The organism is Streptomyces sp. NPDC008086 (assembly GCF_042957325.1).
Taxonomy (GTDB): Bacteria; Actinomycetota; Actinomycetes; order Streptomycetales; family Streptomycetaceae; genus Streptomyces.
The window spans coordinates 703,363-721,531 of the sequence record NZ_JBIBIA010000004.1 but is presented as its reverse complement, the minus strand read 5'-3'; the positions used below and the strand labels follow the sequence as shown (position 1 = coordinate 721,531).

Here is an 18,169-nt window from a genome sequence, read left to right as displayed (position 1 = left end):
GTGCTACGCACCGATCAGTCGGCTCGCCAGGTAGCCCTCGATCTGGTCGAGAGACACCCGCTCCTGCTTCATCGAGTCCCGCTCGCGGACCGTGACCGCGTTGTCGTCCAGCGTGTCGAAGTCGACGGTCACACAGAACGGCGTGCCGATCTCGTCCTGGCGGCGGTACCGGCGACCGATCGCGCCCGCGTCGTCGAACTCGATGTTCCAGTTCTGCCGCAGCGACTGGGCGAGGCCCTTGGCCTTCGGGGAGAGCTCCGCGTTACGGGACAGCGGCAGGACGGCGACCTTCACCGGCGCCAGGCGGTGGTCCAGGCGCAGGACCGTGCGCTTCTCCATCTTGCCCTTGGCGTTCGGCGCCTCGTCCTCGACGTACGCGTCGAGCAGGAAGGCGAGCATCGCGCGCCCGACACCGGCCGCCGGCTCGATGACGTACGGCGTCCAGCGCTCCTGGGCCTCCTGGTCGTAGTAGGCGAGGTCCTGGCCGGAGGCCTTGGAGTGCGCGCCGAGGTCGTAGTCGGTGCGGTTGGCGACACCCTCCAGCTCGCCCCACTCGTTGCCGCCGAACTGGAAGCGGTACTCGATGTCAGCGGTGCGCTTGGAGTAGTGGGAGAGCTTCTCCTTGGGGTGCTCGTACCACCGCATGTTCTCCTCGCGCAGGCCCAGGCCGGTGTACCAGTTCCAGCGCTGCTCCATCCAGTACTCCTGCCACTTCTCGTCCTCGCCCGGCTTGACGAAGAACTCCATCTCCATCTGCTCGAACTCGCGGGTGCGGAAGATGAAGTTGCCGGGCGTGATCTCGTTGCGGAAGGACTTGCCCATCTGCGCGATGCCGAACGGGGGCTTCTTGCGCGAGGCGATCTGCACCTGGGCGAAGTTGGTGAAGATGCCCTGGGCGGTCTCGGGGCGCAGGTAGGCGATGGAGCCGGAGTCCTGCGTCGGGCCGAGGTGGGTGGAGAGGAGACCCGAGAACTGCTTGGGCTCGGTGAACTGGCCCTTGTTACCGCAGTTGGGGCAGTTGACGTCGGTGAGGCCGTTCTCCGGGAGGTGGCCCTTCTTCGCCTCGTACGCCTCCTCCAGGTGGTCCGCGCGGAAGCGCTTGTGACAGGAGGTGCACTCGGTGAGCGGGTCCGTGAAGGTGGCGACGTGACCGGAGGCGACCCAGACCTCGGGGGCAAGGATGACGGACGAGTCGATACCGACCACGTCCTCGCGCGACGTCACCATGTAGCGCCACCACTGGCGCTTCAGGTTCTCCTTGAGCTCGACACCCAGCGGCCCGTAGTCCCAGGCGGCGCGCTGGCCGCCGTAGATCTCACTGCAGGGGAATACGAAGCCACGGCGCTTGCTCAGGCTGACGATGGTGTCGATCTTGTCGGCGGCCACGGTGCTCTCTTCATTACGACGACGGGCGACGAAGCGAGGCGCTTCACAGCGAATGCTTCAGGGTACCGGCGGGGGATCCCCCTCAACCAAATCGGTTGCCCTCTGTGGACCGCTCATCACGCTTGTTGACAATCGTTTCCAATTTTGCTGAAAATGACTGTCATGAACGTACGACGACATCACATATCCGCGCTCGCCCTGGCGGCCGTCACCGCTCTCGGTGCCGGCACCCTGTCCGCCTGCTCCTCGGACAGCGCGGCCGCGGGCAACACGGACAAGTTCGACGTCGTCGCGTCGTTCTACCCCATGGCCTTCCTCGCCGAGCAGATCGGCGGCGGCCATGTGAACGTCTCCAGTCTGACCGAACCCGGCCAGGAGCCGCACGACCTGGAGATCAGCGCCCAGCAGCGCGCCCAGCTGGAGGAGTCCGACGCCGCGCTCTACCTCAAGGGTCTGCAGCCGTCCGTCGACGAGGCCATCGGCCAGGCGTCCGGTCTCAAGACGAAGATCGACGCCGCCACCCTCACCAAGCTGGAGGACCACGGCGACGTCGAGCACGAGCACGAGGGCGAGGAGGCGCACTCCGAGGAGGAAGAGCACGCCCGCGACCCGCACATCTGGCTCGACCCGGTGAAGTACGCCGAGGTCGCCAAGGGGGTCGGCGCGGCCTTCGAGAAGGCCGACCCTGACCACGCGGCCGACTACAAGAAGAACACCGAGGCCCTGGTCAAGAAGCTCGACGGGCTCAACACCGAGTTCGCGGACGGCCTGAGGAACACCAAGACCAAGGTCTTCTTCACCAACCACGCCGCCTTCACCTACCTCGCCGAGCGCTACGGCCTGACCCAGGAGGCCATCTCCGGCCTCGATCCGGAGAGCGAGCCCAGCCCGGCCCGGATCAAGGAGCTCCAGCAGGAGGCCAAGGCCGACGGCGTCACCACCGTCTTCTACGAGACACTGGTGTCCGACAAGACCGCGAAGACCCTCGCCGACGACGCGGGCCTCAAGACGGACGTCCTCGACCCGCTCGAGGGCATCACCGACAAGTCCAAGGGCGACGACTACTTCGAGGTCATGCAGGCCAACCTCACGGCCCTGAAGACGGCCCTGGGAGCCAAGTGACCAACGTACGGAGGACGGCATGACCGAGCCCGTCATATCGCTGCGCGGCGTCCGCGCCGAGCTGGGCTCGCGCCCCGTCCTGCGCGGCATCGACCTCACCGTGCACCGCGGTGAGGTAGTCGCGCTGCTCGGCGCCAACGGCTCGGGCAAGTCGACCGCGGTGCGCACCGTCATCGGCCAGGTGCCGGTCAGCGCCGGCGAGATCGAGCTGTTCGGCAGGGACCGGCGCCGGTTCCGCGACTGGGCGCGTGTGGGCTACGTCCCGCAGCGCACGACGGCCGCGGGCGGGGTGCCCGCCACGGTGGGCGAGGTCGTCTCCGCGGGCCGTCTGTCCCGCACCCGCTTCGGCGTCTTCCGCAAGGCCGACCACGCGGCCGTACGGCACGCCCTGGAGCTGGTCGGCATGGCGGACCGCGTGAAGGACTCGGTGGGCGCCCTGTCCGGCGGCCAGCACCAGCGCGTACTGATCGCCCGCGCGCTCGCCTCCCAGCCCGAGCTGCTGATCATGGACGAGCCGATGGCGGGCGTGGACCTGGCCAGCCAGGAGGTGCTCGCGCAGACGCTGCGGGAGCAGGTCGCGGCCGGTGCGACGGTCCTGCTCGTGCTGCACGAACTCGGCCCGCTGGAGCCCCTGATCGACCGGGCGGTCGTCCTGCGCGACGGCTGCGTGCTGCACGACGGCCCGCCCCCGAAGGCCGTCGGCCAGCACGCGCTGCCCGGTCACGACCACGTACACCCGCACGCGGCTCACGACGCCGAACCGATCAGGACGGGACTGCTGAGCTGATGGACTTCCTCAACTACGACTTCATGCAGCGGGCGCTGCTCGCCGCGGTCCTGGTCGGCATCACGGCCCCCGCCGTGGGCATCTACCTGGTCCAGCGCCGCCAGGCCCTGATGGGCGACGGCATCGGCCACGTGGCCATGACGGGCGTAGGCCTCGGCTTCCTGCTCTCCTGGTCCCCGGTGTGGATGGCGACACTGGTGTCGGTCCTTGGCGCGGTCGCCATGGAGCTGATCCGCTGGTACGGCAGGATGCGCGGCGACCTCGCGCTCGCGATGCTCTTCTACGGCGGCATGGCCGGCGGCGTGATGCTGATCAACCTCGCCCCGAACGGCTCGAACGCCAACCTGACCTCGTACCTCTTCGGCTCCCTCTCCACGGTCAGCGAGTCGGACGTGACGGCGATCATCCTGCTGGCGGCCTTCGTGGTCCTGGTCACCCTCGGCCTGCGCCGTCAGCTGTTCGCGGTGAGCCAGGACGAGGAGTTCGCGCGGGTCACGGGCCTGCCGGTCCGCGCCCTGAACCTGCTGACGGCGATCACCGCGGCGGTGACGGTGACGGTGGCGATGCGCGTGGTCGGCCTGCTCCTGGTGAGCGCGCTGATGGTGGTGCCGGTGGCGGCCGCCCAGCAGCTGACGCGGAGCTTCGCGGCGACGTTCGCCATCGCCGTGGCGATCGGCGTCACGGTGACGATCGGCGGCACGGTGACGTCCTACTACCAGGACGTCCCGCCCGGCGCGACGATCGTCCTGCTGACCATCGGCGCGTTCATCGCGCTGACCGCGCTGGCGGCCCCGCTGGCCCGGCGCCGCGCCCGCGCGCTTGCCGCCGCGCAGCCCTCCGGTGACCCGGCGGAGTGTGCGATTCCGGCCAGCCGTGAGGGCTCGGGCAAGGTCGGCGTCTGACCGCTGACAGTCCGGGCTGGCACAATGGCCCGGCAAGTGCAGACGTGAGGAGGCAACCGGTGACAGTCGCTGGACCGCCCGTGAAGGGCCGCGCGACTCGGCAGCGGGCCGCCGTGGCGGCGGCCCTTGACGAGGTCGACGAGTTCCGCAGCGCGCAGGAACTCCACGACATGCTCAAGCACAAGGGCGACTCGGTCGGGCTCACCACGGTCTACCGCACCCTGCAGTCCCTCGCCGACGCCGGTGAGGTCGATGTCCTGCGGACCGCCGACGGCGAGTCCGTCTACCGCCGCTGCTCCACCGGCGAACACCATCACCACCTCGTCTGCCGTGTCTGCGGCAAGGCGGTCGAGGTCGAGGGTCCGGCGGTCGAGAAGTGGGCCGACGCGATCGCCGCGGAGCACGGCTTCGTGAACGTGGCCCACACAGTGGAGATCTTCGGCACCTGCGCCGACTGCGCGTCGACCTGAGCACTTCTTCGCCCCCGCCGCCCCTACCCGACCCATCCCTGGGGGCTGCGCCCCCAGAAGGGGCGCAGGGATGGGGCGGGGTTACACGCGGGGCAGGTGGTGGGCCAGCAGGGTGCGCAGGCGGTCGATGTCGGTCGGGTCCGCCGCGCCGCGCTTCGGCAGGACCTCCACGAGCAGGACGTTCGGATCCCGGCTGAGAAGGACCAGGTGGTCGCGGGTCTCCCGGTACCCCCGGAACACCGACCAGCGCTGGGCCAGCGTCATATGGTCGGTGACGGTGGTGACCCCCGTGTCACTGACGGTCGTCCGGTACCCGCCCTGCCAGGACACCGTACGCAGCCCGTGATGGGCCTGCAGATGTGGAATCCCAAAGATCATGGCGGCGCACAGCAAGGTGAGCACCGCCGACAACGGCCATCCCGACATCACCTGCGTCACGGTGAGCCACACGAACAGCGCGACCAGAGCCCAGCGCAGCAGGTGCAGTCGACGTATGCGCTCCCGCACGAGGACCGCCTTGAGAAAATCCTCGCGCACAGGCTGGTACGCCAGCTCGACGGCGTCCACGCCCGGACCGATGTCCCGCCCCTGATGATCCATGGGCGGAACCCTAGCGTCCCGCCCACACCACCGGCCCTCAGTCCTGCTTGCCCTCCATGGCCAGCAGTTCCTCGTTCGGGATGGCCCCGCCGAACCGCCGGTCACGCGACGCGAACTCGACGCAGGCGCGCCACAGGTCACGGCGGTCGAAGTCCGGCCACAGCACGTCCTGGAAGACCATCTCGGCGTAAGCGCTCTGCCAGAGAAGGTAGTTGGAGGTGCGCTGCTCACCGCTCGGACGGAGGAAGAGGTCCACGTCCGGCATGTCTGGGTAGTACAGGTACTTGGCGAACGTCTTCTCGTTGACCTTCGCCGGATCCAGCCGCCCGGCCCGCACGTCCTCCGCCAACGCCTGCGCGGCATCAGCGATCTCGGCCCGCCCGCCGTAGTTCATGCAGAAGTACAACGTCAGCTTGTCGTTGTCCTTGGTCTGCTCCTGCGCGACCTGAAGCTCCTTGGCGACCGACTTCCACAGCTTCGGCATCCGGCCGACCCACCGCACCCGGATGCCCAGCTCGTCCAGCTGATCACGGGTCTTGCGGATGAAGTCGCGGTTGAAGTTCATCAGGAAGCGCACCTCGTCGGGCGACCGCTTCCAGTTCTCGGTGGAGAAGGCGTACAGGGAGATCGCCCCCACCCCCATCTCGACCGCGCCCTGGAGCACGTCCAGCACCCGCTCGGCACCAACCTTGTGCCCCTCGGTACGGGGCAGCCCCCGCTCCTTGGCCCAGCGGCCGTTCCCGTCCATGACGATCGCCACGTGCTTCGGGATCAGCTCGCCCGGGAGCTTCGGCGCGCGGGCACCGGACGGATGCGGCTCCGGCGCCCTGTACTCGCGGCGCTGACGCCCCAGGAACCCGCGTACGACCATGTGCTTCTCGTCTCCCTTACTTTTCCACGTACCGAAGCGAGCGCAGCCCGCGCTCCAGATGCCAGTGCAGATAGGCGGACACCAGCCCGCTGCCCTCCCGGACGTGCCGCGCCTCGCAGGCGTCGGCCGTCTCCCAGTCTCCCGTAAGCAGCGCACCGAGCAGTTCGAGGGTCTGCGGTGACGGTACGACGCTACCGGCCACCCGGCAGTCGGCACAGACCGAGCCCCCGGAGGCCACGGAGAAGAAGCGGTTCGGTCCGGGCAGGCCGCACTTCGCGCAGTCGCTGAAGCTGGGGGCGTAGCCGTTGACGGCGAGGGAGCGGAGCAGGAAGGCGTCGAGGACGAGGTGCGGGGCGTGCTCGCCGCGGGAGAGGGTGCGCAGGGCGCCGACCAGCAGCAGGTACTGCTGGACCGCCGGCTCGCCCTCGTGGTCGGTGAACCGCTCTGCGGTCTCCAGCATGGCCGTCCCGGCGGTGTAGCGGGCGTAGTCGCTGACGATCCCGCCGCCGTACGGAGCGATGGTCTCGCTCTGCGTGCACAACGGCAGCCCGCGCCCGATCAGCTCGCTCCCGCGCGCGAAGAACTGCACGTCGACGTGGGAGAACGGTTCGAGCCGCGCCCCGAACTTCGACTTGGTCCGCCGCACCCCCCGGGCCACGGCCCGCACGCGCCCGTGCCCGCGCGTCAGCAGCGTGATGATCCGGTCCGCCTCGCCGAGCTTCTGGGTGCGCAGGACGACGCCGTCGTCGCGGAACAGACTCATCGCGCGCCTCCGCGGGCTTTCGGCCGGGGGGCCGGGGGGTGTCCCCCGGGAAGGCACAGCATGATCCGGTCCGCTTCGCCCAGCTTCTGGGTGCGCAGGACGATGCCGTCGTCGCGGAACAGACTCATGGGTTCATTCTCGCGTACGCCCGGAGTCACCGGGCGCGGTCGGGGTGGCTGATGGTGTTCCAGGGGGCCAGGTTCCACGGGCTGGAACGATTCTCCGGGTCCAGCAGGGCACGCAGATGCGCGTCGGCGGTCGCCTGCGGCGCCGGGAAACCGTCGTCCGCCGTCCCCCGCAGCCCCTCCCGCCAGACCTTCCGGCCGAGCAGGTAGTGAGCGGCGTACTCCTGCCAGGAGGCATACGTCCCCACCACCGCCGGCACGATGTTCTTCAGCGCGGTCCAGGCGTCGGCCTCGTCGATCAGCCCGCACGCGAAGCCGCGGCGGGCGATGTCGACGTACAGCGCGGCGTCCCACGCGAGCGGCGAGACGCCGGTGACCCGGTACGCCCGGGCCCGGTACCCGCTGCGCGACAGCTCGTCGAGCCGGCCGACCAGCTGCGCACGCGAGGTGATCTCCCACTGCTCGGCCAGCCAGCGCCGGGCTCCGTCGTCGTCGATCCGCGTGAACGGGTACAACGTGGTCCGCGAGGCACTGCGGTCCCTGGTCACCGGCGCGCTCAGCGACACCATCCACAGCTGGTGCGCGGTGAGCGGCACGGGGTAGCGGCGGATGGCCTTCGGCCCTCTCCGTCTCCATCTCCATCTCCACAAGCCCATGCCGCCGCACCCTACGGGACGGTCAAGGAACCTCACCCCGGCTTCGCGCGTTCGCGTACGCGGTCGCCGCGCGCAGCCGCTCGGCGGGGCTGGCCGTACGGACGACCCCGGGCTCGGCGTCCCATTCCTTGCCGCCGCCGTACGGTCTGAGTTGGACGTACGGTCCCTCGTGTCCCATGACGATGCCGATTCTTCCGTTGCGCGTGTCGACGACGTACGACCCGATCGGTGGCTTCATCGCAGTACCGCCGCGAGGCGCTGCGCGGTCTCGACCGAACACCGGCCCAATTCGACGAGCGGGCAAGGGGCTTCACGCGCAAGACTCGCCGGGTCGATCCGGAGTGTCGGGAGCGTAATTCCTGCCTTCTGCAGCACCGCCCGCAATTCCTTCACTGCTTCCTCCGCTTCTTCGACGCAGTGCGCCGAGTGTCGTGCCGTCACGGTCACTCCCCCTCTATTTGGGTTTCACTCATTTCATCTCCATCCTGACCTGCGACGCCTACACTCGGCAGGAGTCTGTGCCCTACAAGTGCGGGGAAGTGCAAGGGGGTTGGCCATGGCCAATGCTTCACGTCAGGCGGCGTGGGAGTTCTTCGGCGCGGAACTGAAGCGGCGGAGGGAGGATGCGGGGCTTACTCAGGTGGAACTGGGGGCCCGGGTATTTGTTTCCGGCGGATACATCGGCCAGTTCGAACAGGCGATCCGAAAACCCCAATTGGACGCGGCGCAGAGGATTGATGAGGCGCTACAAACCGACGGTATTTTCGAGCGGATGTGGCGACGGCTCATCAATGACCAGCGGTACGCGGATTACTTCGCAGAGGTGGTGGAGCTGGAGCGGCTTGCCACGAAGATCTGCGAGTTCGCGCCCACGGTGGTGCCTGGCCTGTTGCAGACATCGGCGTACGCCGAGGCGATCACCCTGGCGGCCAACCCGTTCGTCACCGATGAGTACGTCGAGGAGAAGGTTGCGGCGCGCCTGGAGCGCCAGCACATCCTCAAGGACGCTACAAGGCCCGAGTATTGGGTGATCCTGCACGAGAACGTGCTGCGTGTCCCGGTGGGCGGCCCGGCGGCGATGGCCGAGCAACTGGAGCGCATCGCTCGGCTGATGCGCGAGCGCACGGTGTGGGTGATGGTGGTCCCGTATGCGGCCGGAGCGCACGCGTCGATGATCGGGGCGCTGAAACTCATGGCCTTCGATGACGCGCCGCCGGTCGCCTATACAGAGACCTCGTTTTCGGGGACGCTGCTTGACGATCCGGCTGTGGTGAAGCGCGCCCAGCGCGCATACGATCTGCTCAGGGGCACCGCACTGTCGCCGTCGGCGTCCCTGGCCCTGATCGAATCGGCGGCTGAGGACTTCAGACGATGCGCGAGTACGACCTGAGCAACGCACGCTGGCGCAAGAGCAGCTACAGCAACGGCGAGGGCGGCGACTGCATCGAGGTCGCCTACGACTTCCCCGGCGCCGCCCGTTGGCGTAAGAGCAGCTACAGCAACGGCGAGGGCGGAAGTTGCGTCGAGGTAGCCGACGGAGTCCCCGGCACCGTGCCCGTTCGGGACTCCAAGCTCGCCTCGCAGAGCCCCGTCCTCCTCATTACCGCCCCCGCCTGGGACAGGTTCGTCACGTCTCTGCGGTGACCCGGGGCCCCCTCGGTTGAGCCGTCTGCTGACGCTCCGCCTCGGCCCACAGCTCCGTGAACTGGGTGATGTGGTCCTCGATATGGTCGGGCTCGGCGCTGAGCAGGGTGCTGTCCGGGTTGTTCTCCTGGTCCGGCTTCGTCTCGTGGCAGAGCTCGCCGTCGAAGACGATGAAGTCGCTGACCCTGGGGTTGGACTCCATCAGCGACCGCACCGCGATACGCGCGTCGATGCCCCGCCGTCGATGGTCGTCGCACAGTGCCCTGAGCTCAGGTGTGACCTCGTCCTCGGTCCGTACGATGAACAGGCGCCGGATCTCCACGCCCCGCCGCTTGATCGCCTTCTCCTGCGCGGCGAGGTACCGGTCGGCGGGCCCGCTGGTCCAGAACTCCCGGTCCACCGAGGTGCTGGTGGCGTCGAGGGTCATCTTGACGCAGTCGGTGAGGTCGATCAGCCACTCGTGGTTCTCGCCGGGGCAGTCCGCGGTGCCGCTGCCGAGGCCCTCCATCATCTTGGCGAGACGGCCCAGCTCCTTCTCGGCGAAGGCCTGCACGATGTCGCCGCCCCGCTCACGGACCTTGGTGTAGCCGAGGACCAGCCGGGTCACCTCGTCCGAGCGCAGCACGGAGCCGTCGACCTGACTGAACAGCTCCGTCGCGGCGAGGATCTCGTTGAAGCGCGTGTCGACCTTCTCGAACCGCTCGCCGAAGTCGATCAGGTACTGCACGATCAGCGCCGCGCTGCCGATGACGATGGACGCCACCCACTGCCAGATGTTGCCGTCGTCCTGGTCCAGGATGCTGGTCAGCAGGAAGGCACCGCCCGCGGCACCCGCGGTGATCACTATGCGCCAGAACATCTTGGGCATACGCGGCTGTTCCGGACGCGGCGCCCCTTGCCCGTTGCCGCCTGTTCCTAACGATGACGCTCCGCTCATTTCTCATCCCCCGTCGGGTGTTCGGTTCGGGCCCCGTGCCTCAACTCGTGCTGAGCGCCTGGTGCGGCATCGCCACGGCCTGGAGGGCCAGTCGGTCCCTGATGCGCCGGCTCAGGTTCTCCCACTGGCGGGAGAACCCGGGTTTGTCCTCCAACACGTCCCACAGGTGGGACAGCGCGGGGTCCACGTGTGCGCGCGGCATCCATAGATGCAGCAGATGGACGACGACCGGATGGAGCGCCTCGACCACCGAGGGTCCGTCTATGGCACCGATCCGGCTGTTGTCCAGCATGTGCTGAACGGTCGTCAAAAGCCAGTCGTGCAGGGCGAGATCCTCGCACAACCCCGCTGCCGAAGACGCGGGCACGTCTTCCGGCAGCCGTAGCTCCATGGTCCGCAGTCCGCCCTCGGCGACCGTGAAGTTCGCCAGTGACGCCCGCTCGCCTGCCGGGACCCGGCGTGCCACCCAACGCAGGCGCGTGGGACTGGACTTGAACGGCACCCTGCGGTCGAGCAGCGCATGGCGGCGGAGCTGGGCCAGCAGGCCCTCGGAGATCATCCCGAGGTCGAGCTCGCCCCGCGCCGCGCCCTTCAACACACCCTCGGCGGTGGCCTGTTGGGGCAGCTTGCCGAAGGGTTCCACCAGGCCGGGGCGTACGAGGTACTGGCCCCACGGGCGGCGCATGTCGGGCCCGGTGGCCGGAAGGCTGAAGTACGCCGTCGACTGCAGCAGCCGGCCCTCGGTCAGGACGGCGCGCGCCGCGACCGTACCGACGCCGCGCACCTTCGTGCCGTTGGAGGCGGGCAGCCGGCAGTCCACCCCGGTGAGGATCTCGGGGGAAAGGGCGTACATGCTGGGCCGTTCGGAGACCCTGACGTGTTCGTCGGCGCGCAGCCTGAGCAGCTGGGCGGCGGCCCGGGCGTCCAGGGCCTGGACGGACGGCAGCAGACAGGTGCGCACCTCACCGCAGGCGAGGACCGAACGCGCCGGTTGGCCGGGGGCCGCCGTCATCTCAGGTCTCCTCGGCCTCGGAGGAGCCGCCGGGCTCCTCGTAGAAGACGTACGTGGCGCGCTGGGCGACCGCGGCCGGCACCGGCATCCCCTCGGCCGCCGACCGCTCGGCGACCTGCCGCAGCGCACCGGCGTCGACGTCCGTCTGGTCGAGGATGAGCCGTACGGCGTCCTCGACGGCGAGGAAGCGGTTCGGCATCAGGGTGCAGGTGCGGTAGGCGCTGAAGGCCGCCTTGGTGTCGGTGAGCCTGGTCAGCGGGGGCAACCGGTCCCAGTCGTGCGGGAAGTCCTCGCCCTCCCAGTCCTTCGGGACCAGCACGGGCTCGCCCAGGTGCCGTAACAGGCCGAGGCGGGCCAGTTGCCAGACGGCCGCCAGGAACGGGCAGGACCACAGGCGCTTGCCGTCCCGCTCGGACCACAGCTCGACGTCCATGAAGACCGAGTGGTTGCGGGCCGCGGTCTCCTGGGGCGGTTCCCAGCCCTTGACCGCGCCCAGGGCGCTGCGGGACGTCGAGGGGGTGCGCTGGCCGTTGGGGAGCCAGCCGGTCTGGCTGACGGGTGGGCGGGAGCCGTAGGTGCCGGGGGGCGGGGACTCGACGAGGCGGTGCATGACCGATTCGGCGAGTTCTATGCGGTCGGCGACCGCGCAGCTCGACTCGCGGGCCAGGTAGTCGATGACGAGGCCGGCCTTCTCGGCCTCCTTGAGGATCATCGGGATCAGCTCGGCCGGGGTGGAGAAGCGGGTGAAGTAGTCGTCGATCAGGAAGCAGGTGCTGATGCGCGGGCGCTTGCTGCGGCGGGCCGCCGAGGCGCGTACCGCGTCCGCCCAGACCCGTACCTCGGCGAAGTGCTCGCCCAGCCGCTTGGGGCCCGCCTCGAAGTCCTCCATGTAGAGGTGGCCCAGTTCCAGGGAGAGGTGGGCGAGCGGCACGGACTTGGTGACGGGCTCGGCGGTGGTCTCCCGGAAGGCGGTGTCGGTCATGCCTCCTCCCAGTACTTGTCGTCGGTCAGCCGTACGGCGAGCCGGCTCAGCGCCCGCCAGGTCGCCTCGTTGGCGATCTGGCTGTCGAGCACGTCCTCGTCGGTGATGAGCTGCTCGCGCCACTGGAGGACCGGTTCGAGGGGCACGGAGCCGAGGACCTGGCTGTAGCCGATGCCGTGGGTGGAGGCGAGCTGCTTGAGGTCGCCGTCGGCCTTGCGCATCCACGCCGACTGGGTGGGCGAGACCTGGGACCAGAGGGGGGATTCGGGGTCGGGTACGGCGGCCCGCACGAAGCGGATGGAGTTGCGCAGGGTCTCTTCGTCGTGGCCTCGGTCGGCGCCGCCGGCGACGATGCCGCGCTTGCCGAAGACCAGGCTGGCGGCGGCCGCCACATGCTGGCGGGTCCAGCGGTGGAAGACCAGCCAGCGGGCGGTGACCTCGCGCATCTCGGGCTGTGCGGTGGCTTCCAGGGCCATGTCGACGGCGTAGGAGCGGCCCGCGCTGAGGTCGACGACGACCAGGTCGAACTCGTAGTACAGCGTCGTCAGCAGATCGACGCAGCGGCGCAGGTTGTCGTCGCTGGTGGCGAACTCGCCGCCGCTGACGTCGCCGGGCATCAGCACCAGCCGGCCGCAGCCGGGCGGCGGGAAGCGCAGCACCTGGTGCTCGGTGGCGGCCCAGACGTCGATCCGGGCCGGTTCGCTGACCTCGCCCGTCAGATAGGCGTGCAGGCCGCGGTCCTCGGTGGCCTGGCGGGCGTCGGCCACGTCGAAGACGGCCGCCGCGGTGGGCGAGCCGAAGTCGAAGTCGAGGTAGCAGACGTCGTCCCCGGCCAGCGCCCGGTGGTAGGCGAGGTTGGCACTGGTCACGGAGCGGCCCGTGCCTCCCTTGTCGGAGGCGGCGAAGATCAGCACGGTTCACACTCCCCGGTTCGCGGCCTCGCGGGCGCGGGCGAGCGAGTCGAGCTGTCCCAGCACGTCGAGCGTCAACGAGTAGGCCGTGCCGGGCCGTTCGTCCGCGAGATCCCGGGCGCGGCGCAACTTGACCTCGATGTTGCGGAGTTGCATCCCGTGGCGGCCGTCGTCGTTCGGCGCGGACTCCAACTGCTCGTTGCCGAGGAGATGGGTGGACTCGCTGAGTAACGCCCGGGTCAGCTCGGTCAGTTCGAGGCTGCGGATCGGCGGCTGCTTGTACATCTCGTGGACCTGGACCATCGCCTCGACGACCCGCTCGGTGATGGCCCAGGACACCGGCCCGTGGTGGGCGGGTGAGTCGGGATACACGGCGAACACGTTGTCCCAGACGCCGACGCCCTCGCCGTCGCTGATTCGGCGCCGCCACATATGGCCGAAGACGTCCTCGGCCAGCCGCAGCAGCCGGTCGTGGGCGTTCAGGTTGCGGGAGAGCGTGCACAGCTGCACGGTCCGCTTCAGCAGCTGGGCCGAGAAGTCGGTCATCTTCCACTGCATCGGCAGGCCGGTCCGCTCGCTGCCCTGCAACGGCAGGGTGACGCCGGGGTTGTGCAGCTGGATGACGGGGTCGTCACGCGTCATGCGGCTGGTGATACGGGCGCGTTCAGCGAGGCGTTCCATGATGTTGACCGTGCGGGTCAGGTCGTCGTCGGTGGCCCGGCGCCGCATCAGGTCGTGGACGAGAATGGCGGCGACGGACAGGGAGAAGTACTCGGACTCCAGCTTCTGTCCCGTCGTGCGCCAGGGAATGTCCTCCAGGGGCCAGCGGTCCGGGTCGAAGCGGGCGATGCCGGACCAGAACTGCTGGGTCAGCTCCCAGCGCAGCCGGAGCGCCTCGGCGAGCTTCTGCTGTTCGGCGTTGAGCAGGCCCAGGGTGAGGGTGCGGTCGGAGAACAGGTCCTGGATACCGTCGAGGGCGACCACGGTGAAGTACAGGTACGGCACCGGGTTGGCGACGCCCTCGGGCTGCGACCCGATGGGTTCGTCGGTCTCGATCTCGGGGGCGTCCCGCACCAGGCTCCACGCCCAGCCGCATTCGAAGAGCTGGTTCTCGTCCTTGAGCCCTTCCTGGACGTCGATACCGAGGCTCATGCTCTCGACGATCGCGGCGCGCAGCGGACGGAAGCGGTTCTGGAACTTGTTCAGCACCTGCCGCTGCGACTGTCTGCCCTGGCCGAGGAGTTCGACGAGAGTACGGCCCTGCGAGGAGTCGGTGTCGAAGACGTTGACGGTGAAGGAGCGCAGCAGACTCACCATGGCGGCGGTGAGCCGGTTGCTGGTGGCGGTGCGCAGCTCCCCGATCGTCTCCTGGACGTCGCTGCGCCGGGTCTTGGACTCGTAGGTCTTGAGGAAACCGAGCACGGCCAGGCACAGGGTGATCGACATCGAGAAGGAGTCGACCACGCCGATTTCACGCTGCTCTTCGCTGAGGTCCTTGGTCTCGTCCCGGGACGTGTAGTAGTAACCGCCCGCGAAGGTGGGCCTCTTGTCCTCCCCCGTATGGGTGCGCATGAAGTCGGCGGCAGCCATGACGATGTTGGCCGGGAGGTCCAGTCGGCCACCGGCCTTCCTCATCACCTGAAGGACGTCATCCTGCGTGGTGTCGGGCTGGTCCAGGCGGAACGCCGGGATCTCCGTGGCCGGGTACAGCAGGCAGAGCAGGCGCTCGGCATCCGCGACGCTGCTCTGCTTGCCCCATTTACCCCACTCCCACTCGCCGTTCTCGAACGAGTGGCGGGCCACCGCCTGCCAAATGTCCAGCAGATGCTGGCGTGGCTTGATCTGCATCCCATGCCCCTCACACAGGTCGCACTGCCATCACTTGAGGAATATCGCTGTGCTGTTGTGAAGACTCACCGTTCAGCCGACCGGAATGAGCGAATCCGAATTCCGCCAACCGTAGGCGACAATCATTCCCGAATACCCGTCGCGCACCTCGGCCGCGGATTCGAGTCGCCGTACCTTGAAGTCGCCCGCGAATGCCTCTAGGCTCGCACGCACCTCGGATTCTCCCACGTCACATGCCGGGAAGAAATGCTCACCCGTGTGATAGCCCTTCGAATGTTCCATGAAGGCGGCGGCGAAGGGGGCCCCGGGGGCCAGGGCGCGCATGAAGCGTTCGACGGCGAGTGAGAACTCCTGATGGGACGTGGTCATCGACTCGGCGACGAAGAACATCGTCCCCATGGACCACTGGCGCCGGTACCGCGCCAGGTCGAACAGGTCGCCCTGCTCCACCGAGACGACCTTGCGGAATCTCTCACGCGGGTCCACGCCAAGGGAGTCGTACGCCTCGGACTCAGACAGGACGTCCCAGAACTGGTCCCAGTTCCGGTCGTAGGAGTCGACCTGGCGGGTGAGGTACCGGACGTTCGCGGGCGAGCGCTCGAAGAGGGTGATCTCGTCGCACCACGGCATCATCGCGAGTGCGGGATAGAGATTGGCACCGGCGCCTACGTCGATACCGGAAACGGGACCGCTGCCCTGCTTCCGGAAATGATCGCCGAAATGATCCCGGATCATGTGCAGGATCTCCGCGTCCTCTGCCTGTAAGTCGCGGTAGTTGTGATCAACGTAGGCGATCGGGTCGAACGCCGCCCAGCGCACATCTTTGTTCTTCAACTGGACGTCCCCCGACGATCTCTGGGTCATTCACTCACGGTACCAAAAGAAGGCGCACCGGGAGCGCGTCGAGGCATAAGACCCTCGCCCTCTTGTTCCGTGGAATGGCCCTGCTCAACCATGGGCTGATCTCGAACCGAGCGCCCGAAACGGCAGGCAACGGGTGCTCACCCGCACGAGTGACTCCAATCCATCACATAGGGGGCAGTTGATGGCTATGCCGGAGGAACGTTTCCCTGCGCTGGGTCGCCGCTCCGACCAGGCGTTCTTCGCCGACAGCAGTGATCGGCCGTTGACGATGAGGGGCGTCACCGAGGCGGATCTGCCCGAGCTCCTGCGCGTGGACAGGGAGGTCTTCCCGGAGGACCCGTACCCCTACTTCGTACTGCGGCAGCACCTGGACGTCCACGGCGACCGCGTCCTCGTCCTGGACGACGGGGAGTGCCTGCACGGCTACGTCCTCTTCGTCACCACCTCGGACGGCTTTGTGACGTGGGTGCTGAGCCTGGCCGTCAGCGCGGACCAGCGGGGGCGGGGGCTGGGCAAGCGGCTGATGCTGGAGGTGCTGCGGCAACTGCGCAGGGAGCGGGTGCGCGAGGTGCGGCTGACGGTCGAGCCGACGAACGCTGCGGCGATCATGCTGTACCGGACGCTGGGGTTCGCCGCGGAGGGCGGGGTGCGCAGGGACTATCTGGGGCCTGGAGAGGATCGGCTCATCATGAGACTGGGGTTGGGCCAGGGGTAGCGGGCGACGGGGGTAAACCCCCGGTGCCATACGGGAGTTACCGGGATGTGACGTTCCGTCCGTCTCGGCCAGGCTGCTGTGCATGAAGCAGATCACGAAGAGTGCCGCCCTGATCGCCGCCGCATCCGGAGTCGTCTTCGGGCTCGTCACCCCGCTCACCGCGTCCGCCACCGGTGCGCCCACGCCCCTGAAGTGGGGAGAGTGCGAGGGCGAGGGGCTCGATCCACGCCAGCGGTGCGCGACCGTGTCCGTGCCGATGGACTACGCCGACCCCGGCGGCGAGCGGATCGACATCGCCGTCTCCCGCATCCCCAGCGAGAAGCCGTCCGCCCGCCGGGGCGCGCTGCTGCTGATCGCCGGCGGCCCCGGCGGGCACAGCCTCGCCGAACCCTCGGACAAGGGGCAGCGGCTGCCGAAGAAGGTGCGGGAAACCTACGACCTGATCGGGTTCGCCCCGCGCGGCAACGCGCCCTCCACGCCGGTCAGTTGTGACGTCGAGCAGCGCGACCTGGCGCGCACGGCCCTGCGCCCCTGGCCCGCCCCGGACGGCTCCGTCTCCGGGAACATGGCCACCGCCCGGCGCATCTCGGACGCCTGCGCACGCAACGGCGGCGAGTTGATGAAGCACATCAGCACCAAGAACAACGCCCGCGACATCGACAGCATCCGAGCCGCCCTCGGCGAGCGCAAGCTGTCCGCCTGGGGCGACTCGTACGGCACGTACATCGGCGCCACCTTCGCCACGCTGTTCCCGCACCGCACCGACCGCATCGTGCTGGACAGCAACGACAACCCCGACCCCGTGCGGGCGGAACGCGCCTGGCTGGAATCGTTCGAGGCGGGCGTCGAGGACAACTTCCCCGAGTTCGCCAAGTGGGCCTCCCGGCCCGGCAACCCGGACCGCGTCGCCGGCACCCCGGCCGAGGTGCGCTCGCGCTTCCTCGCCCTCGCCGGCCGCCTGGACCGCGCGCCGCTCCCCTGGCCCGGCGCCAATCCGGCGGAGCTCGACGGCAACGGGCTGCGCCAGACGATGCTGGACAGCCTGTACGACCCCGAGGACTACCCGGTACTGGCGAAGCTGATGCGGGCCGCCGACGCCGGCAAGCTGCCGCCGGCGCCGGCGAACCCGCCGGAGGAGATGCTGCAGAACTACGTGGCGGTCGGCGCCGCGACCATCTGCAACGACGCCGCCTGGCCGAGGTCGGCCGCGGTGTACGAGAAGGGCGTCGCCGAGAGCCGGGCGAAGTACCCGCTGACCGCGGGCATGCCGCGCAACGCCATGGTCTGCGCCGCCTGGCCCTGGCAGCCGAGCGAGGCACCGCCCCGGGTGACCGACCGCGGGCCGTCCAACGTCCTGATGGTGCAGAACCAGCGGGACGTGGCCACCCCGCTGAGCGGCGCCCTGAAGATGCGCGAGGCCCTCGGCCGCCGGGCCGTCATGGTCACCGTGAACTCCACCGGCCACGGCGCCTACCTGGAGAACGGAAACGCGTGCGGGGACGCGACCGTCTCCCGCTTCCTGGCGACGGGTGAGCGGCCGGGCGGGGACACGTACTGCGACTAGGGCCTGCCCT

The 18,169-nt window shown here is 68.9% G+C and carries 21 protein-coding genes; 8 read left to right on the top strand and 13 right to left on the bottom strand.

Annotated elements, in window-relative coordinates:
* Positions 1-3: 3 nt before the first annotated feature.
* On the bottom strand, positions 4-1,386 hold the full coding sequence (locus ACFZBP_RS17440; protein WP_383449275.1) for a glycine--tRNA ligase: 1,383 nt from the start codon (positions 1,384-1,386) through the stop codon (positions 4-6).
* 162 nt (positions 1,387-1,548) lie between these two features.
* Here ACFZBP_RS17440 and ACFZBP_RS17435 point away from each other — a divergent pair, with 162 nt between their 5' ends.
* From ACFZBP_RS17435 to ACFZBP_RS17420, 4 genes are read left to right on the top strand one after another with little or no spacing between them, the layout of a single operon-like run.
* Positions 1,549-2,508: a metal ABC transporter solute-binding protein, Zn/Mn family gene (locus tag ACFZBP_RS17435; RefSeq protein ID WP_391413945.1), complete on the top strand. Its 960-nt coding sequence runs from the start codon at positions 1,549-1,551 to the stop codon at positions 2,506-2,508.
* Positions 2,509-2,527: 19 nt separating this feature from the next.
* The gene (locus tag ACFZBP_RS17430) at positions 2,528-3,295 is read left to right on the top strand and encodes an ATP-binding cassette domain-containing protein (protein WP_391413943.1); all 768 of its coding nucleotides are present in this window, start codon (positions 2,528-2,530) and stop codon (positions 3,293-3,295) included.
* Complete coding sequence (locus ACFZBP_RS17425) at positions 3,295-4,197, top strand: iron chelate uptake ABC transporter family permease subunit (protein WP_391413940.1); 903 nt, start codon at positions 3,295-3,297, stop codon at positions 4,195-4,197. Before ACFZBP_RS17430 ends, ACFZBP_RS17425 begins: the two co-directional genes overlap by 1 nt.
* 59 nt (positions 4,198-4,256) lie before the next feature.
* Positions 4,257-4,667, top strand: a complete 411-nt coding sequence (locus ACFZBP_RS17420; RefSeq protein ID WP_234768065.1) for a Fur family transcriptional regulator — start codon at positions 4,257-4,259, stop codon at positions 4,665-4,667.
* Positions 4,668-4,748: 81 nt separating this feature from the next.
* On the opposite strand, the gene ACFZBP_RS17415 is transcribed toward ACFZBP_RS17420, so the two are convergent.
* The 6 genes from ACFZBP_RS17415 to ACFZBP_RS17390 form a co-directional block, all read right to left on the bottom strand.
* The gene (locus ACFZBP_RS17415) at positions 4,749-5,267 is read right to left on the bottom strand and encodes a YcxB family protein (RefSeq protein ID WP_383449279.1); all 519 of its coding nucleotides are present in this window, start codon (positions 5,265-5,267) and stop codon (positions 4,749-4,751) included.
* Between the two features lie 37 nt (positions 5,268-5,304).
* Positions 5,305-6,138, bottom strand: coding sequence for an isoprenyl transferase (locus tag ACFZBP_RS17410; RefSeq protein ID WP_383449280.1), 834 nt, complete (start codon positions 6,136-6,138; stop codon positions 5,305-5,307).
* Positions 6,139-6,154: 16 nt separating this feature from the next.
* Positions 6,155-6,901, bottom strand: a complete 747-nt coding sequence (gene recO, locus ACFZBP_RS17405) for a DNA repair protein RecO (protein WP_383449281.1) — start codon at positions 6,899-6,901, stop codon at positions 6,155-6,157.
* Positions 6,898-7,029 (bottom strand): hypothetical protein, encoded by a 132-nt coding sequence (locus ACFZBP_RS17400; RefSeq protein WP_391413937.1) that lies wholly within the window; start codon positions 7,027-7,029, stop codon positions 6,898-6,900. The genes recO and ACFZBP_RS17400 overlap by 4 nt, the downstream gene beginning before the upstream one ends.
* Before the next feature lie 26 nt (positions 7,030-7,055).
* On the bottom strand, positions 7,056-7,622 hold the full coding sequence (locus tag ACFZBP_RS17395; protein WP_391413935.1) for a DUF1266 domain-containing protein: 567 nt from the start codon (positions 7,620-7,622) through the stop codon (positions 7,056-7,058).
* 82 nt (positions 7,623-7,704) lie between these two features.
* The gene (locus tag ACFZBP_RS17390; protein ID WP_048586377.1) at positions 7,705-7,920 is read right to left on the bottom strand and encodes a hypothetical protein; all 216 of its coding nucleotides are present in this window, start codon (positions 7,918-7,920) and stop codon (positions 7,705-7,707) included.
* Positions 7,921-8,238: 318 nt separating this feature from the next.
* Here ACFZBP_RS17390 and ACFZBP_RS17385 point away from each other — a divergent pair, with 318 nt between their 5' ends.
* A complete protein-coding gene (locus ACFZBP_RS17385) occupies positions 8,239-9,072 on the top strand; it encodes a Scr1 family TA system antitoxin-like transcriptional regulator (protein ID WP_391413933.1) in 834 nt (277 codons plus the stop codon).
* Complete coding sequence (locus tag ACFZBP_RS17380; RefSeq protein WP_391413931.1) at positions 9,054-9,326, top strand: DUF397 domain-containing protein; 273 nt, start codon at positions 9,054-9,056, stop codon at positions 9,324-9,326. Before ACFZBP_RS17385 ends, ACFZBP_RS17380 begins: the two co-directional genes overlap by 19 nt.
* Here ACFZBP_RS17380 and ACFZBP_RS17375 read toward each other — a convergent pair.
* From ACFZBP_RS17375 to ACFZBP_RS17350, 6 genes are all read right to left on the bottom strand, one after another.
* Positions 9,310-10,194, bottom strand: a complete 885-nt coding sequence (locus ACFZBP_RS17375) for a DUF6879 family protein (protein ID WP_391413929.1) — start codon at positions 10,192-10,194, stop codon at positions 9,310-9,312. The genes ACFZBP_RS17380 and ACFZBP_RS17375 overlap by 17 nt on opposite strands.
* Before the next feature lie 109 nt (positions 10,195-10,303).
* Positions 10,304-11,275, bottom strand: coding sequence for an SCO2521 family protein (locus tag ACFZBP_RS17370; RefSeq protein WP_391413927.1), 972 nt, complete (start codon positions 11,273-11,275; stop codon positions 10,304-10,306).
* Between the two features lies 1 nt (position 11,276).
* Entirely contained in the window at positions 11,277-12,257 is a 981-nt protein-coding gene (locus ACFZBP_RS17365; protein ID WP_391413924.1) for an SCO2522 family protein, read from the bottom strand.
* Positions 12,254-13,171, bottom strand: a complete 918-nt coding sequence (locus ACFZBP_RS17360; protein WP_391413922.1) for an SCO2523 family variant P-loop protein — start codon at positions 13,169-13,171, stop codon at positions 12,254-12,256. Before ACFZBP_RS17360 ends, ACFZBP_RS17365 begins: the two co-directional genes overlap by 4 nt.
* A 3-nt stretch (positions 13,172-13,174) precedes the next feature.
* Complete coding sequence (locus ACFZBP_RS17355) at positions 13,175-15,016, bottom strand: SCO2524 family protein (RefSeq protein WP_391413920.1); 1,842 nt, start codon at positions 15,014-15,016, stop codon at positions 13,175-13,177.
* Positions 15,017-15,088: 72 nt separating this feature from the next.
* The gene (locus tag ACFZBP_RS17350) at positions 15,089-15,880 is read right to left on the bottom strand and encodes an SCO2525 family SAM-dependent methyltransferase (protein WP_383449291.1); all 792 of its coding nucleotides are present in this window, start codon (positions 15,878-15,880) and stop codon (positions 15,089-15,091) included.
* A 181-nt stretch (positions 15,881-16,061) separates the two neighbouring features.
* On the opposite strand from ACFZBP_RS17350, the gene ACFZBP_RS17345 reads away from it, so the two are divergent.
* Both ACFZBP_RS17345 and ACFZBP_RS17340 read left to right on the top strand, forming a co-directional pair.
* Positions 16,062-16,595 (top strand): GNAT family N-acetyltransferase, encoded by a 534-nt coding sequence (locus ACFZBP_RS17345; RefSeq protein ID WP_062725048.1) that lies wholly within the window; start codon positions 16,062-16,064, stop codon positions 16,593-16,595.
* Positions 16,596-16,677: 82 nt separating this feature from the next.
* Positions 16,678-18,159 (top strand): alpha/beta fold hydrolase, encoded by a 1,482-nt coding sequence (locus ACFZBP_RS17340; protein WP_391413917.1) that lies wholly within the window; start codon positions 16,678-16,680, stop codon positions 18,157-18,159.
* Positions 18,160-18,169: the final 10 nt, after the last annotated feature.

What these genes read in the sequence shown, in the direction of transcription:
- ACFZBP_RS17435 (WP_391413945.1), top strand. Translation starts at nt 1,549, where the DNA reads ATGAACGTACGACGACATCACATATCCGCGCTCGCCCTGGCGGCCGTC.
- ACFZBP_RS17345 (WP_062725048.1), top strand. Translation starts at nt 16,062, where the DNA reads ATGGCTATGCCGGAGGAACGTTTCCCTGCGCTGGGTCGCCGCTCCGAC.
- ACFZBP_RS17415 (WP_383449279.1), bottom strand. Translation starts at nt 5,267, where the DNA reads ATGGATCATCAGGGGCGGGACATCGGTCCGGGCGTGGACGCCGTCGAG.
- ACFZBP_RS17430 (WP_391413943.1), top strand. Translation starts at nt 2,528, where the DNA reads ATGACCGAGCCCGTCATATCGCTGCGCGGCGTCCGCGCCGAGCTGGGC.
- ACFZBP_RS17380 (WP_391413931.1), top strand. Translation starts at nt 9,054, where the DNA reads ATGCGCGAGTACGACCTGAGCAACGCACGCTGGCGCAAGAGCAGCTAC.
- ACFZBP_RS17370 (WP_391413927.1), bottom strand. Translation starts at nt 11,275, where the DNA reads ATGACGGCGGCCCCCGGCCAACCGGCGCGTTCGGTCCTCGCCTGCGGT.
- ACFZBP_RS17385 (WP_391413933.1), top strand. Translation starts at nt 8,239, where the DNA reads ATGGCCAATGCTTCACGTCAGGCGGCGTGGGAGTTCTTCGGCGCGGAA.
- ACFZBP_RS17390 (WP_048586377.1), bottom strand. Translation starts at nt 7,920, where the DNA reads ATGAAGCCACCGATCGGGTCGTACGTCGTCGACACGCGCAACGGAAGA.
- ACFZBP_RS17340 (WP_391413917.1), top strand. Translation starts at nt 16,678, where the DNA reads ATGAAGCAGATCACGAAGAGTGCCGCCCTGATCGCCGCCGCATCCGGA.
- ACFZBP_RS17410 (WP_383449280.1), bottom strand. Translation starts at nt 6,138, where the DNA reads ATGGTCGTACGCGGGTTCCTGGGGCGTCAGCGCCGCGAGTACAGGGCG.
- ACFZBP_RS17400 (WP_391413937.1), bottom strand. Translation starts at nt 7,029, where the DNA reads ATGAGTCTGTTCCGCGACGACGGCATCGTCCTGCGCACCCAGAAGCTG.
- ACFZBP_RS17350 (WP_383449291.1), bottom strand. Translation starts at nt 15,880, where the DNA reads ATGACCCAGAGATCGTCGGGGGACGTCCAGTTGAAGAACAAAGATGTG.
- recO (WP_383449281.1), bottom strand. Translation starts at nt 6,901, where the DNA reads ATGAGTCTGTTCCGCGACGACGGCGTCGTCCTGCGCACCCAGAAGCTC.
- ACFZBP_RS17365 (WP_391413924.1), bottom strand. Translation starts at nt 12,257, where the DNA reads ATGACCGACACCGCCTTCCGGGAGACCACCGCCGAGCCCGTCACCAAG.
- ACFZBP_RS17375 (WP_391413929.1), bottom strand. Translation starts at nt 10,194, where the DNA reads ATGCCCAAGATGTTCTGGCGCATAGTGATCACCGCGGGTGCCGCGGGC.
- ACFZBP_RS17425 (WP_391413940.1), top strand. Translation starts at nt 3,295, where the DNA reads ATGGACTTCCTCAACTACGACTTCATGCAGCGGGCGCTGCTCGCCGCG.
- ACFZBP_RS17355 (WP_391413920.1), bottom strand. Translation starts at nt 15,016, where the DNA reads ATGCAGATCAAGCCACGCCAGCATCTGCTGGACATTTGGCAGGCGGTG.